Below are 14901 nucleotides of genomic sequence, written 5' to 3'. Positions count from 1 at the left end.
CTGCACGCAACGGCAGGCCCGGGCCCTTTCATTGGATGGATCAAGACCAGTAATCGGGAGAGATGACATGACGCGGTTCAGTCGGCGCGGGTTGTTGGCGGGGATGGGTGCGGCCGCGCTGACGCGGATTGCCTGGCCGTCCCCCGCGCTGGCTGCTGGAAGCCCCATGAAGGGCCATTGCGATCCGGCCTTCGCCCGCGTGAAGGAAGCGTTTGAAGAGAATTTCCGCAGCCGGCAGGAACTGGGCGCCGCCGTCGCCGTCTACAAGGACGGCAAGCCCGTGGTCGATCTCTGGGGCGGCATCGCCGATCCCCATACCGGCACGCCCTGGGAGCGTGACACGATCGTGCACATGCAATCGGTCGGCAAATCCATGATGGTGCTCAGCGTGCTGATGCTGGTTGACCGGGGCAGGATCGACCTGGATGCGCCGGTCGCCCGCTACTGGCCGGAATTCGCCCAGAACGGCAAGGAAAAGATCAGCGTCCGCACCCTGATGCAGGGCAAGGCCGGACTGATCTATGCCGACGCCGCGCCGGACGGATCGATGTTCGACCTGCCGGCGATGTTCGACGCACTGGCCCGGCAGAAGCCGGAATGGGAACCGGGGACCAAGGGCGCCTATCATTCCATGTCCATGGGCTATCTGATGGCCGCCCTGATCGAAAAGGTGGATGGCCGGCGCTTCAACATCTTCTTCGAGGAGGAGGTGAGCCGGCCCATCGGTGCCGATTACCGTTATGGCCTGGATGATGAGCGGTTGGCGCGCACGGCCTTCCTGGTCACCAATCCCGACAGCACAACCCTGCAGCAGATCCGCGACCGCAGCACGAAGCTGGGTCGCGCCTGGCATATCCGCCCCGCCGGGTCCGACTATAATTCCGAACAATACCGGCGGTCGCTTCTGCCATCCGGCACCTGCGGCAATGCCCGTGGTATCGGGCGCGTCTATGCGGCCCTGGCCAATGGCGGTTCGCTGGACGGCGTCCATCTGATTTCCCGCGATCTGATGGAACAGGCCCGGACGGAAGCCTGGAAGGGCACCTGCCAGATGACAGACCGCCAGTTCCGCTATGGCTTGGGCTTTTTCCTGAATTACCCGCCGCTGCTGCCGTTTGGCACCAACCCCAGAGCTTTCGGTCATCCCGGTGCCGGCGGTGCCATCGGCTTCGCCGACCCGGAAAACCGGCTGGCCTTCAGCTACAGTCCCAATTTCATGTGCGGCGGGGCCGGGGTTGGCGACCGCTGCGAAGCACTGATCAACGCCACCTACAATGTCTGACGGCGCGCGCAAGGCGCAGGCACAGCCGCGCGAATTCGCCAGCGGCTGGAAGCTGCTGGTCGTCGCGACCCTGGGCATCAGCATGGCCACCACGGCCATCCCCTTCTACAGTCTGGGTCTGTTCATCGCCCCGCTGGAGCAGGCCAAGGGCTGGACCCGGACGGACATCACCCTGGCGGCTACGCTTTTCGGCTTCACCCTGCCCGTGGTCATGCTGGGCATCGGCCGGCTGATCGACCGCTTCGGCCTGCGTCGGACGGCCAGTTCCGGACATTTCATGCTGGGCCTGACCTTTCTGACCCTGTCCGTCACTGGCAGCGACATCCGGCCCTTCTGGGCGCTGTATGTCCTGGGGGCCGTGCTGGCCGCCGGTGCGTCACCCGTCACCTACACCCGCGCCATCATCCAGCATTTCGAACAACGCCGGGGCCTTGCCATCGGCGTGGCCATGTCGGGAACGGGCATCGGCGCCGGTCTGGCGCCCCTGGTCCTGGAACCGGTGATCCGGACAGCGGGATGGCAGGCCGGCTATCAGGTGCTGGCCGCTATCCTGTTCGCCATCGCCATCCTGGTCCATGTCGGCCTGCGTGGCATCACCCTGGCCGGACCGGAGATGGCAGGCGGCGACCGGACGGCAGCACCGGCCCCGGCGCAGGACCGGCGTGCGCGCTGGTTGCTGGCCGGCATCTGCCTGATCATCTTCGCCATTGCGCTGGCCGTGAACGGCTATGTTGTCCACCTGATGCCCATGCTGCTGGGTGCCGGACTGTCATCGCCCGCCGCAGCGGGGCTGGTGGCCTATATCGGCGCCACCGTGATCATCGGGCGCCTGGGGACCGGCTTCCTGCTGGACCGGTTTTCCACCGGTCTGGTCGGATCCGGCATCTTCCTGACGGCAGCGGCCGGCATCGGCCTGCTGGGTTTCTATGGTGCCGGAGCGGCCATGCTGCCCATCCTGCTGATCGGCTTCACGGTGGGGGCGGAGGTCGATATCGTTGCCTATCTGGTGTCCCGCTGCTTTGACCGCTGCCATTACACCGGCAATTTCAGCATCGTCTATGGCGCCTTCATGCTGGGGGCGGCGCTGTCCCCCCTGCTGGCGGGCTGGCTGTTCGATCGGGATGGCGGTTATGACCATTTTTTCCTATTATCGATAATGCTATTGCTTATCGTCAGTGCGTCATTCCTGATCCTGCATGTGGCAGGGTTGGCGCCACGCCCCATGTCGGAGAAAAGGGTTCAAGGATGAAGCGCCCCCTGTACCGGCTTCTGCCGTTCCTGTGTCTTGCCGCTCTTGCCACCTGCCCGGTCATGGCCGGGACGCCGTCGAAGCAGGACAAGGCGCTGGCCGCGGCGGCAACCGCATCCTTGCCGGAATTCATCGACTTCCTGAAGCTGCCCAATCTGGCACATTTGCCCGGCCCGGATATGCACCGCAACGCCGACTGGGCCGAAGCGGCCTTCAAGCGGCGGGGCTTTGCCGCCCAGCAGCTGGAGGATGGCGATACCCCGATGGTCTTTGCGCAATGGCCGGGCAGCAGCACGGTGCGCAAGACCGTCCTTTTTTATGCCCATATGGACGGCCAGGCAGTCTTCCCCAAGGAATGGAACCAAGCCGACCCGTTCCAGCCCGTCCTGAAACGCAAGGCAACTGACGGCAAGTGGGAGACCCTGCCGCTTGAGGCGCTGACCGCCGGTCCCGTCGATCCGGAATGGCGCCTGTTCGCCCGCTCCGCCGCCGATGACAAGGCCCCCATCGCCATGCTGCTGGCCGCCATGGACGCGATGAAGACCCTGGGCAAAAGCCCCGCCATCAACGTCAAGATCATCCTGGACAGTCGGGAGGAAAGCGGGTCCCCCACATTGAAGGACGTGATCGACCGCAACCGTGACCTGCTGGCCGCCGATGCCGTGGTCATCCTGGATGGCCCCATGCATGCCAGCAACCGGCCCACCCTGGTCTTCGGCCATCGCGGCATCGGCGTGTTCACCCTGACATTGTTCGGCCCCAAGGGCGACCTGCATAGCGGGCATTACGGGAACTATGCGCCCAATCCGGCGCAAAGTCTGGCAACGCTGCTGGCCGGGTTGAAGGACGCCGACGGCCGTGTCCTGGTCCCCGGCTTTTATGACGGCGTCGACCGCAGCGAGGTGACGCGCCGCGTCCTGGCATCTGTCCCCGATGATGAGGCGGCAATGCGCGCGCGCATCGGCATCGCGGAGGCCGAGCGGCTGGGCGCCAATTATCAGGAAGCCATCAACTATCCGTCGCTGAATATCACAGCCATGAAATCGGGAGAGATCGACAGCCAGCGCTCCATCCTGCCCGCGCAGGCCGCCGCCAGCTTCGATATCCGCACCCTGCCCGCCACCCCGTTCGACCGTCAGGTCGACCTGGTTCGCAATTGGGTGGCCGGACAGGGCTATCATCTGGTGGATGGCGTGCCCAGCGAGGAGGAGCGCCGGCGATACCCGAAGCTGGCCTCCCTGAAGGCCGGGGTCAGCACGGCTGCCCTGATGACGCCGCTGGACGCGCCGATCGGCGTCTGGGCCGCCAGGGCGTTCCGTCAGCAGTTTGCGCAGGAGCCGGTGCGTATCCCGGTCATGGGCGGCACCGTGCCCACGGCCCCGCTGGTGGAAGCGCTGAAGGTTCCGGTGCTGCTGGTTCCCCTGGTCAACAACGACAATAACCAGCACGCGGCGAACGAGAACCTGCGCCTGGGCAATTACCTGGATGGCGTCAAGGCGCTCTACAGCCTGCTGAACCAGCCGCTGGTCGACTGACCACAGCGGCCGGACCATGGATCAGCAACAGCCTGTCCAGCGCTAAAGTGAATTATCTTTCCTATAAGAAAATTTAGTTCCAATGTGAATTTTGATATGTAGGATATGGGTATGTAGCAATTTCCAGCCGGCCGTAATGGCGGAGGATGATCATGAGTGCGGTTACGCGACCGAGTTGGTTTCAGCGCTTCCTGCTGCCGGGTTTCGCCTTCAAGGCCGTGGTCATCGGCGGCGGCTATGCCACGGGACGTGAACTGGTCGAATTCTTCATGCCGGCCGGACCCTGGGGTGGTGTCGGGGGCATGCTTCTGGCCACCCTGGTATGGGCCGGGCTGGCCGCTCTGACCTTTGCCTATGCCCGCACGGTCGGCGCCCTGGATTATCGCAGCTTCTTCGCCCACCTGCTGGGGCCGGGCTGGATTGTGTTCGAACTGGCCTACATGCTGCTGGTCGTCCTGCTGCTGTCCGTCTTCGGCGCCACAGCGGGGGAAATCGGGGCGGCGCTGTTCGACTGGCCGAAACTGGCGGGTACATTGCTGCTGGCCGTGTGCATGGCGGGATTCGCGGCCTTTGGCAATGAAGCGGTGGAGGCTTTGTTCAAATATGTCTCCTTCCTGCTCTATGGCGTCTATGCCCTGTTCCTGCTGCTGGCCCTGTCGACCTTTGGTGACCAGATCGCGCAGAATTTCACCCTTCCGGTGCCGGCCGACGGCTGGGCCACGGGCGGCATCACCTATGCCGCCTATAATGTCGCCGGGGCCGTGATGATTCTGCCGGTCCTGCGCCATCTGACCAGCCGGCGCGACGCCGTCATCGCCGGCCTGGTCGCGGGACCGCTGGCCATGGCCCCGGCCCTGCTGTTCTTCGTCTGCATGGTGGGGTTCTATCCCGGCATCACGCAGGAAACGCTGCCGTCCGACTTCATGCTGCGAAAGCTGGATCTTCCCGTGTTCCACCTGCTGTTCCAGTTCATGATCTTCGCAGCCTTGCTGGAAAGCGGCACCGGGGCCATCCATGCCATCAATGAACGGCTGGCCGGGGTCTGGCAGGCCCGCCGCGGCCAGGCGCTGGGCACCACGGGGCGCGGCCTCGTCGCGGCAACGCTGCTGTTCGGGTGCATGTTCATCGCGGACCGGTTCGGGCTGGTCACGCTGATTGCCAACGGCTACCGTTTCCTGGCGGTGCTTTTCCTGGTGGTTTTCGTTCTGCCGCTGGTGACCCTGGGGCTGGCCCGCATCCTGCGCCGTCCCCGGGCAACCGACGCCTGATCGGGCAACGGCTTGCGGAATTCCGTGTTTATGATAGGAAATCCCGAGTTCGAAAACCCGGTGACTAGATGACGATCAACCATACGACATTGCTTGGACAGCGGGTGAAGGCGATCCGCACCGCCAAGAAGCTGCGCATTGCCGATGTGGCCAGCCGGGCGGGCCTGAGCGGCTCCACCATCTCGAAGGTGGAGAACGGTCAGATGTCCATGACCTACGACAAGCTGATCCAGCTGGCCGAGGGGCTGGGCGTGGAGCTGTCGGCATTGTTCGCGGGCGAGGAGACGCCGGGCGGCGGTGCCGGCGCAAGCGGCACGCCCCGTCCCGCCATTACCGGCCGCCGCGACATGTCGGACGTGGAAGGGGGCACCTACGTCAAGACACAATGGTATGAATATTGGTACCTGTGCCCCAACTTCTCGCACAAGGACATGGTGCCGATCCTGGGGCGGACGACAGCCAGGTCCCTGGCCGATTTCGGGCCCCTGATCCGCCATCCGGGCCAGGAATTCCTGTTCATCCTATCCGGCGAGATGGATGTCTATACCGAGTTCTATGAGCCGACGCGGCTCAAGGCCGGACAGAGCATGTATTTCGACAGCTCCATGGGCCATGCCTATATTTCGACCTCAGACGAACCCTGTCGTTTCATGACCGTGTGCAGTTCGGGCAAGGATGCCCTGACGTAACCGGCCCACTCCCACCCGCGTGCACGGCAAAAAGGGGTGAGCGGCATTGCACCGCTCACCCCTTTTCTTTTACACAGACGCCGCCGGTGCCGGCCGGGACTATGGCGCTGACTGGTAGGAAAGCTTGCCGTCCACATAAAGGGAAAGGGTTTTCCGCCCCGGGGCAGCGGTCGGGTTGCCCTCGTCGCTGATCATGGTGAAAGCCTTCGGACGGCCGGTCGGTTCCTGTGTCACCCCGGTCACGGCCACCCATCCCGGCGCCGTCTGCAACAGGCCGACGGTGCTGGCCTCCAGAACGATGCGGCCATCCGCTCCCTTCACGCGCAAATGCCCCTTGGCGACATGATCGCCCGCCCCTTGCGCCAGCGCGTAATCCAGCGTCAGACCATCGGTGCGGGCCCCCTCCGACGCGGCCAGGGTGGCCTTGCCGGCGGCCTTGCGGTCGCCGCCATGATCAATGCGCGCCGGCATGTCCGGCGCACGCAGCAGGACACCGCCAGCCTTCGCCCGCGTGGGCTTGCCGCCTTCAATTGCCACCACGCCGTTGACCAGCACATATTCCATCCCGACCGACGGGGCGGTGGGGTTGGCATAGTCGGCCTTGTCGATGATGGTGGCAGGGTTGAAGATCGCCAGATCTGCGGCCATGCCCGGTGCCAGATAGCCGCGATCGACCATGCCGATCATGGCCGCCGGCAGGCCGGTCATCTTGCGCACGGCGTCTTCCCAGCTCAACAGCCCCTTTTCGCGGACATAATGGCCCAGGACACGCGGGAAGGTGCCGTAGAAGCGCGGATGGGGGAACCGGCCATTGGCAGCCAAGCCATCATCGGGCAGCGACCCGCAATCACAGGAGACGGCCGCCGTGGGATAGCGCAGGATGGCTTCCAGATCCTCTTCCTTGCCGAATTTGAAGATGCCGCGCATGTCAGCCTTCTCCAGCAGCTGGATGACCGTTTCGCCCATTCCGGCACCCCGCTGGCGCATGGCGTCGCTCAGCTTGATCTCGGCATCCAGGATCCACATGTCCTCCGGACCGGTGAAACGCGCCTTGATGGCCTGCTCGATCTCCACCGCAATCTTCGCCCGGGTCGCCGGGTCCTTGATGCGAACCAGGAACTGCTGATAGCCGCCATCCATGGCCCAGCCGGGAACCGTCAGTCCGGTCAGCGTGCTGGCGCCGGCCAGATAGGGATAGACGTCGATGCCGCGTTCCTGGCCCTTGGCCCGGGCGGCGGAAAATTCGTCCAGCATGAACTGAGCCTTGCCCTGTTCATGGCCCTGCACCTTCATGTGGGTGATGACCGGCAACAGACCGGCCGCGGTCGCGATCTCGACCGTTTCGCGCATGCCGGCGACGGAGGAGAAATTGTTCTCCGGGCTCAGCTTGTCATGGTTCTGGAAATAGGTCCGCCAGGGCCCGACAGGCTTGATGACAGCCGTCACCTCCGCTGGGCGGGCGAAGAAGGCCGGCTTGTAATCCAGACCGGAGGAGACGCCCCAGGCGCCGGCCTGCATCTGGGCGACCAGCATATCGCCCATGGTCTTGATCTGCGCCTCGGTGGGCCGTATGTCCGTCCGCCCCACGATCTGCGTCCAGACGGCGTTGAAGCCGATCTGGGCGCCGATATTCACGGCCAGACCGGGGGCCGCATAATTGTCGATCTGCTTACGGATGTCGGTTTCTCCCGACCCGTCGGCATTCATGATCTCCGTCGTCACACCCTGCTGCAACATGTTGGTGGCGGTGGCCAGGGCCGCCGGCAGGGAATGATCGTGGGCATTGATGAAGCCCGGCGTCACATAAAGCCCTTTGGCATCAATCACCCGGCCGGCCGTGGCCGCCGTCAGGTCACCGACCGCGATTACATAGCCCTGACGGATCCCGACATCGGCGCGAAACAGGCTGGCGCCGGTGCCATCGGCCACCATGCCGTTGCGCACGATGACATCATAGGCGGGGTCCGCCGCCAGGGCCGCCGGGGCACCGGCAAGGCCCGCCATCACCGTTCCGCACAGCAGCAAGGTCCTGATCATGGAGGTGCGCGTCATGATTGTTCTCCTGTGCAAGCCGGGCCACCCGACGGCGGCCCGGCAGTTCGGTCGGGTCAGTAGGTCACGCGCAAGCCAGCCAGGAAGTAGCGCCCGACAAGGTCGTAAAGAATGGGGTTGGTGCCGAAGGCATTCTGGAAGGTTGACGGCAGAACCGGCGGATCGCGGTCCAGCACATTATTGGCGTTGGCGAAAACCTGGAAGCCCACGTCACCCATGTCCGGCAGCTTATAGTCCGCCGCCAGATCCAGCAGGACGACGCTGCCGGTATGGTTGTCGTTGATATCGGCCGCCGTATAGGTGTTGTCGTACTTGCCGCCGCCGATATAGCGGCCGCGCACCGTGGCCGATGCCCCCTGCAGGGCATAGGTCAGGCTGGCGGTCCCGCGCCAGTGGGGCACGCCATTGTTGTTCGGCCCCACTTCGCCGGCGCGATCCACGGCGGTCACGCCGTCATCCGTCGACAGGCGGGAGACGTAATTGACCAGCAGCCGCGACGTCAGGTGCCCGTCGCCAACCGGCAGCGTATAGGCGGCCTCCATGTCCAACCCCTCCGTCTTGACCGACGAGAGATTGACATAAAGCGGCGAGACGGAGGTGATGGTGTTGGCGCTGTTGCGCTGGACCAGCGAACAAAGGGCATTGTTGCCATTGAAGCAGCGCGTGACGATGGCCTGCGCCGACAGGGTCTGGATGGCGCCGTCGATGCTGATGTCATAGTAATCCAGCGACAGGCGCAGGCCCGGCACGAAGTCCGGCTCCAGCACGATGCCGGCCGTAAGTGTGTCGGCTTTTTCGGGCTGCAGGCCCTTGTTGCCGCCCGTATAGACCGGGATGAAGGCGGAGCTGTTATCCTTGGGATCGATCACCGTGGAGAAGGAGGTGATCTGGGCCGTGAACAGCTCGGTCACGTTCGGTGCGCGGATGTCCCGCGACCTCGTGGCCCGCAACAGCACCTGATCCGTCACGCGATAGGTGGTGCCGACCTTCCAGGTAGTGACGCTGCCGCTGGTCGAATAATCGGTCAGGCGTGCCGCGGCATTGAAATCCAGCTCATCGGCAAAGGCCGTGTCCTTGGCCAGCGGCACCACGATCTCGGCGAAGCCTTCCTTCACCGAATAGTCGCCGGCCAGGGCCTTGGGATTGCCGATCAGATAACCGCTGGCTTCCGACACCGGGTCGGTCAGGACCTTCACCCGTTCCTTGCGATATTCAAAGCCGACGGCGGTGGACACCGGGCCGGCCCAGGTGTTGAACGGCTCGCCCTTCAGGTCGGCGGCCGCCACATCCTGGAACACGCGCACATCATACAGCTGGTCCCCGGTGAAATAGGCGATGGCCGACGATGACGGCGAGCCATAGCCGAACAGGTTGACCGGCACGCAGCCCGGATCATCATTGGTCGTGGATGCATCGGCGTTGACGCGGCAGACGGCGTTGCCACCCACCAGCACGCTGTCGGTGGCCTTGGCCAGCTTGGACGTGTTCACATTGCCATGCAGGACGTTCTTGGCCCGCGTGCGGCCATACTGGTAATAGGCCGACCAGTTCCAGCCATCACCGAAATCACCGTCCAGACCGGCGACCTGCCGGAAGCTGTTGGTTTCGACATCGCTGGTCATGAAACCGAAATCGGTATTGATGCGCCCCATGGTGAAGGACGTGATCTTATTGTTCACCATGGTGCTGCGCAGGCTGGCCGGCAGGAAGGCATTGTCGACGCTGATCGTATAGGGGGCGCTGACATTGAAGGCCTGCGTCACCTCATTGATCGACTGGCTGGCCGCATAGGTGGTTTCCGCGCGCAGACGGACATTGTCGGCCAGATCATAGCGCAGCGTGCCCATGATGTTCTGCCGGTCATAGGGGGCGACCAAGGAATTGTACTTGCCCTGGTTGATGCCATCCCCGCCGATCTGATAGGCAGCGCCCGAAACCGCGCTGCGGACGAACGGGGCCAGCGTGCCGCCGGGCAGGAACTGCTGCCCAGCCAGCGTGCTCGGCCCCAGGATCAGCCCGCCCTCAGTCCGGTTGGTCTGGTGGACATTGGCGGCGATCAGATAGCGCGGCTGCCCGTTGCCGGCTGCATAAAGCGGATTGGCAATCGTCTGGTAGTCGGGCCGCGCCCAGTCGCGATCGGTCTGGTTGGTGATGCCCTTGCCGGTGAAGGCTTCGCCGGACAGGGTGACATGGCCGCGCCCATCGGCGAAAGCAGTGCCGAAGGCAGCCGCCGCCGTGGTCTCCTGACTGTCGCCCTCGTCGCTGACACCGGTCTGCACACTGGCCTTGGCGCCTTCGAACGTGTCATCCAGCACGATATTGACGACGCCCGACACGGCGTCGGAGCCCCAGGCAGCAGACGCACCGCCCGTCACCACATCCACCCGCTTGACCAGGGCCTGCGGGATCATATTGATATCAACCTGACCGCTGGCCGAGGCGGCAACATGCCGGCGGCCATTGACCAGTACCAGCGTGCGGTTGGTACCCAGCCCGCGCAGATCCATGAAACTGCCGCCGATATTGGCGGTGCCCAGCACGCGCGACGCCGGCGTAAAGGTCGCCCGGAAGGCCGGCAACTGGTTAAGGGCAGCGGCAATATTGCCGGTGCCGGAGCGGGCCAGTTCCTCCACATCGACGACGGTCGTCGGGGTCGGCGCGGTGAAGCCCGTCCGGGCCACGCGCGTGCCTGTGACGATGATTTCTTCCAGTTCCACGGTTTCCTGTGCCGCGGCTGTCTGGCAAGCCAGCATCGCCAGAACGGACACCGCCGCCAGACCACGGATACGGGCAACCGGCCACGTCCCCGCTCGCTTGTTCCGAACCATGCTTTCGTTCCCCTGTTCCGATTTAACCTTATGACAGGCATTGCCGCCTGCTTGTGGCTAACGTGACATAGATATTCCTATTGTCAAATAAATTTCTTATCGGCATATTTAAGTCGGATTACACATATTGCCATAACTGATCGGGTGTTTGGGAAAATGACTGAACAAGGCAGCGCAGCGTCCGAATGCGACTTCATCGTCGTTGGCGCCGGCATGGCCGGCCTGGCGGCGGCCGAGCAACTGTCGCTGGACGGACGGGTGATCGTGCTGGAACAGGAAAGCAGCCCGGCCTTCCACGCCACGGGCCGATCGGCCGCCCTGTTCGCCGACAGCTATGCTGAAAAGAACATCCAATGCCTGTCGCGCATCAGCCGTCCCGGCTTCGAGGCGCCGTCCTTCGCTGTCGACGGGCCGTTGCTGCACCCGCGCGGCCTGCTGCACATCCGGCTGTGGGACAATCCGGCCCTGCCGGCCGGCGACAAGCGGGCGATCTATCCGCGGCTGGACGGTCGGGACCTGACGGATCTGGTGCCGGTGCTGAACCCGGACACCGTCATTGAAGGCTTCTATGAGGAGCGGGCGGCCGACATCGATATTCACGCGCTGCAAACCGCCCTGATCCGGGAACTGCGCCGGCGCGGCGGCCAGGTGCAGCTTTGCGCCAAGGTGGAAGCCGCGCATCGGGCCGGTGGTCGCTGGCAGGTGACGGCCGGCGGGCGCCTCTATCAGGCGCCCGTCGTCATCAATGCCGGCGGTGCCTGGGCGGGCCAGATCGCCACCCTGTTCGGTGCCCGTGATCCGGGTGTGATGCCGTTGCGCCGCACGGCCGTGCTGGTGGAAACGCCTGCCGGCATGGACGTCACCCGTTGGCCCATGGTGGTCAATCTGGAGGAAACCATGTTCTTCAAGCCCGAAAGCGGCAGGCTCATGGTTTCCCCCGCAGACGAGACAGCCTGCCCGCCGCACGACGCCTATCCGGAGGAACTGGACGTGGCCATGGCCATCGACCGGCTGGAAACGGTCACCACCCTCAGCATCCGGCGGGTCATCACCAGTTGGGCCGGCCTGCGCACCTTCATGCCCGACCGGCTGCCGTCCATCGGCTTCGACCCCGGCGTGGAAGGCTTCTTCTGGCTGGCCGGTCAGGGCGGCTCGGGTATCCAGACGGCCCCCGGACAAGGGATATTGACCCGGTATCTGGTAACCGGCCAGACGGAGAACCTGGCGCCGGCCGACCGGGACATGCTGACCCGGGCCTTTTCGCCGGCCCGCTTCGAAGCCAAGGCAGCGTGATACACACCATATCAGAGTCACAACAGGGAGCGGTAAAGACCATGCGGAAATTCCTCACCACAGGGCTCTGCGCCCTGTTCCTGGCCGGTCCCGCCGGTGCCATGGAAAAGACAACCTGTCCCGCCATTCCGGCCCGGGGCGTGGCCCCCGCCAACCCGTTGATGAGCAAGGCCGTGGACATGCTGTTCCAGGGGGCGGTGAAGGACGGTCTGGGCACGGGATATGCTGTCGCCGTGGCTGATGATGCTGGCAATATCCTGTTCGCGCGCGCCTATGGTCAGGCCGACCTGGAGATCCCGGCTCCCGTCCAGGCCGACAGCGTTTTCAAGGTCGGCTCCATCACCAAGCAATTCACCGCCGCCGCCATCCTGTTGCTGGTCGACCAGGGAAAATTGTCGATCGACGATCCTGTTTCCAATTATATCGCCGGATTCCCCGATACGAAAATCACCCTGCGCCATATGCTTGCCCACACCTCGGGCCTGCGGAACTACACCAATGCGGAATTCCGGCTGCGGGAAGGCCGGATAGAGCGCAGCGTGTCGGAAATGGTGACCTATATCCTGGCCCAGCCGGACCTGCTGACCTTCCCCCCCGGCAGCCGCTACAGCTACAGCAATTCCGGCTATTACCTGCTGGGCGCCGTGATTGAAAAGGTCACCGGACAGGGTTATGCCGACTTCATCCAGACGGAACTGCTGACGCCACTGGGCTTGACGCACACGGCCATCGACAAGGATGGCGTCATCGTGCCGGGTCTGGTCCACGGCTATGAACGTCCGACAAACGGGTCGACCGGAACCGTCAACGCCATGATCATGTCACCCAGTGTGGCCGGTCCCGCGGGCGCCATGCATTCCACCACGGGCGACCTGCTGTGCTGGAACCGGGCGCTGCTGGGGGGACGCGTCCTGTCCGCCGCCAGTCTTGAACAGATGTCCCGGGCGGGCCTTGGCGATTACGGCCTGGGACTGATGATCCGCCACGATCCCGACGGCATCCGGTCGGTCGGCCATTTCGGCGCCATCAACGGCTTCCAGGCCGCCAATTTCAGCCTGCCTGACCAGAAGCTGAACTTCGTGGTGCTGGGCAACCGCATGCAGTCCGTGATCCCGCTGGTGCCCGGTTTCCAGAAGGCCATCGTGACCTTCCTCAGCCATTGATGCCCGACCTGCCCTGACGGCGGCCATTCGATATTTCCCGGCGCCTGGTCCAGAAGCGGCAGGCGCCGCCATCCAGGCCCGTTTTGACTCTCAAGGGCTACCCACGGGCTTCCTGCCGGGTTCCCGGCAGGAAGGACCCGAAATGACCGAAGCCGTTGATCCCATTTGCGGATCAACGGTTTGGCCCTCTACTCATCCAAGGCCGATGGCCATCCCTCGCGCTTGGCCTTCACGGGCCATGTGCCGATGGTGAACTGCAACGGGCCGGCGGTGGGCACTACGGTAATCCAGGCCACCGGCACGGCCGGGCGCGAAGCCGCTCTGGCACTGATCGACGGGCTGAATTGGCTTTATGTGAATTCCTTTTCTGAGGGTCCATGGCGGGCGAGCCGCCACAGCATGCCGGCGGCAACCAGGGCGCCAGCGGCGACCAGAAGACAGATAAGGATAAGCTGGCCCGGTGTCATGGTGCCCTGCAAACCGGCCCCCGGAACCTGGACATCCAGGCTGAGCCCCAGCAACAGGCCACCGGCCCCCGCGGCCAGTTTCGACACCATGGTGAACAGGCCCACCATGGCATGGGACCGCCACCATCCCTCACGCACCGAACGTATCACCTGTGCCAATTCCACCCAGGACAGGATCGTCGGCACTGTCAGACACACGCCCAGGAGGATCAACCCCAGGGGCCACGCACCGCCGCCGCCGGCCAGCACGGGCAGGCCAAGACAGGCAGGTGCGGCCAGCAGATAAGAGATTGCCAGGGCCCGCGTCGTGCCCAGCCGGTCGATCAGTGGCCGGGCGCACCAGGCCGCCGCGAAGCGGCCAGCCATCAGCAGCGGCATGGCCAGCATGGCCATGCCGGTACCCGACCATTGCAGATGCGGCACCGCCTTGCCCACCAGCCCCAGGCCGAGCCCGCCAATGATCGTGACCAGACAAAGGCTGGCAAGACCGGGCGCTGCCGGCATGGCGTCTCCGGCACCGACCGGGGCGGGCGACGTCGACACCTTTTCCACCACCCGCACCAGTCTCAGGCACGGCACCATACAGACCAGGGCGACCGATGCCGTCAGGATCAGGACGAGCTGGGTGTGAGGCCTGGGTATCGCCGCATCCGCAATGGGCGCCGCCGCCAGTCCCGCCGCCATAGAGGCCAGCCCATGCGCGATGGTGCGCAAACCGGCCAGCTTCGCCTGTGCCTGCGGCGTTTCAGCCAACCGTGTCATCATGGCGTTGTGGGGCACGTCATAAAGCGAGAAGCAGGTCCGGAACAGCACCCCCGCCGCGACGACCAGCGGCCAGGATGTACCTGGCGGGACCAGCAGCCCCGCCAGGAAGAACAGGCAGGCCCCCGGCGCAGCGACCGCCATGGCCGGCACCAGCGAGGCCCCCCGCCGCAGGTGCCGATCCATCCAGCCCCCGACCAGCGGATCGGCCACGGCATTCCAGACCAGCCCAGCCAGAAAGACGGCCCCCGCCGTCAACGGCCCGCGCCATGGCGGGCACCAGCACGCCAGCACCGGCAGCCGTCCCCAGGGC

The 14901-nt window shown here is 64.6% G+C and carries 10 protein-coding genes; 7 read left to right on the top strand and 3 right to left on the bottom strand.

The window, feature by feature from the left end:
* The first annotated feature begins 67 nt into the window (after positions 1-67).
* The 5 genes from ACODTW_RS17505 (at position 68) to ACODTW_RS17485 (ending at position 6023) form a co-directional block, all read left to right on the top strand.
* Complete coding sequence (locus ACODTW_RS17505; protein ID WP_488947345.1) at positions 68-1282, top strand: serine hydrolase domain-containing protein; 1215 nt, start codon at positions 68-70, stop codon at positions 1280-1282.
* On the top strand, positions 1275-2531 hold the full coding sequence (locus tag ACODTW_RS17500) for an MFS transporter (RefSeq protein WP_488947344.1): 1257 nt from the start codon (positions 1275-1277) through the stop codon (positions 2529-2531). The genes ACODTW_RS17505 and ACODTW_RS17500 overlap by 8 nt, the downstream gene beginning before the upstream one ends.
* On the top strand, positions 2528-4066 hold the full coding sequence (locus tag ACODTW_RS17495) for a M20/M25/M40 family metallo-hydrolase (protein ID WP_488947343.1): 1539 nt from the start codon (positions 2528-2530) through the stop codon (positions 4064-4066). The genes ACODTW_RS17500 and ACODTW_RS17495 overlap by 4 nt, the downstream gene beginning before the upstream one ends.
* A gap of 152 nt (positions 4067-4218) precedes the next feature.
* Entirely contained in the window at positions 4219-5334 is a 1116-nt protein-coding gene (locus ACODTW_RS17490) for a YkvI family membrane protein (protein WP_488947342.1), read from the top strand.
* 68 nt (positions 5335-5402) lie between these two features.
* Positions 5403-6023: a helix-turn-helix domain-containing protein gene (locus ACODTW_RS17485; protein ID WP_488947341.1), complete on the top strand. Its 621-nt coding sequence runs from the start codon at positions 5403-5405 to the stop codon at positions 6021-6023.
* Between the two features lie 99 nt (positions 6024-6122).
* Here the strand turns inward: ACODTW_RS17485 and ACODTW_RS17480 are convergent, their stop codons facing one another.
* The gene (locus ACODTW_RS17480) at positions 6123-8075 is read right to left on the bottom strand and encodes an N-acyl-D-amino-acid deacylase family protein (protein ID WP_488947340.1); all 1953 of its coding nucleotides are present in this window, start codon (positions 8073-8075) and stop codon (positions 6123-6125) included.
* Between the two features lie 56 nt (positions 8076-8131).
* On the bottom strand, positions 8132-10903 hold the full coding sequence (locus ACODTW_RS17475) for a TonB-dependent receptor plug domain-containing protein (protein WP_488947339.1): 2772 nt from the start codon (positions 10901-10903) through the stop codon (positions 8132-8134).
* Positions 10904-11059: 156 nt separating this feature from the next.
* On the opposite strand from ACODTW_RS17475, the gene ACODTW_RS17470 reads away from it, so the two are divergent.
* Positions 11060-12196 (top strand): NAD(P)/FAD-dependent oxidoreductase, encoded by a 1137-nt coding sequence (locus ACODTW_RS17470; RefSeq protein ID WP_488947338.1) that lies wholly within the window; start codon positions 11060-11062, stop codon positions 12194-12196.
* A 41-nt stretch (positions 12197-12237) separates the two neighbouring features.
* Positions 12238-13359, top strand: coding sequence for a serine hydrolase domain-containing protein (locus ACODTW_RS17465; protein ID WP_488947337.1), 1122 nt, complete (start codon positions 12238-12240; stop codon positions 13357-13359).
* A 350-nt stretch (positions 13360-13709) separates the two neighbouring features.
* Here the strand turns inward: ACODTW_RS17465 and ACODTW_RS17460 are convergent, their stop codons facing one another.
* Positions 13710-14846 (bottom strand): MFS transporter, encoded by a 1137-nt coding sequence (locus tag ACODTW_RS17460; protein ID WP_488947336.1) that lies wholly within the window; start codon positions 14844-14846, stop codon positions 13710-13712.
* Positions 14847-14901 lie beyond the last annotated feature (55 nt).

It is taken from the genome of Niveispirillum sp. FG148, from assembly GCF_057809655.1.
The sequence above is the reverse complement of the archived record's forward strand: the minus strand, read 5'-3'. Positions and strand labels throughout refer to the sequence as shown.

Coding starts and splice junctions, on each gene's coding strand:
- ACODTW_RS17505 (WP_488947345.1), top strand. CDS start 68: ATGACGCGGTTCAGTCGGCGCGGGTTGTTGGCGGGGATGGGTGCGGCC.
- ACODTW_RS17500 (WP_488947344.1), top strand. CDS start 1,275: ATGTCTGACGGCGCGCGCAAGGCGCAGGCACAGCCGCGCGAATTCGCC.
- ACODTW_RS17495 (WP_488947343.1), top strand. CDS start 2,528: ATGAAGCGCCCCCTGTACCGGCTTCTGCCGTTCCTGTGTCTTGCCGCT.
- ACODTW_RS17490 (WP_488947342.1), top strand. CDS start 4,219: ATGAGTGCGGTTACGCGACCGAGTTGGTTTCAGCGCTTCCTGCTGCCG.
- ACODTW_RS17485 (WP_488947341.1), top strand. CDS start 5,403: ATGACGATCAACCATACGACATTGCTTGGACAGCGGGTGAAGGCGATC.
- ACODTW_RS17480 (WP_488947340.1), bottom strand. CDS start 8,075: ATGACGCGCACCTCCATGATCAGGACCTTGCTGCTGTGCGGAACGGTG.
- ACODTW_RS17475 (WP_488947339.1), bottom strand. CDS start 10,903: ATGGTTCGGAACAAGCGAGCGGGGACGTGGCCGGTTGCCCGTATCCGT.
- ACODTW_RS17470 (WP_488947338.1), top strand. CDS start 11,060: ATGACTGAACAAGGCAGCGCAGCGTCCGAATGCGACTTCATCGTCGTT.
- ACODTW_RS17465 (WP_488947337.1), top strand. CDS start 12,238: ATGCGGAAATTCCTCACCACAGGGCTCTGCGCCCTGTTCCTGGCCGGT.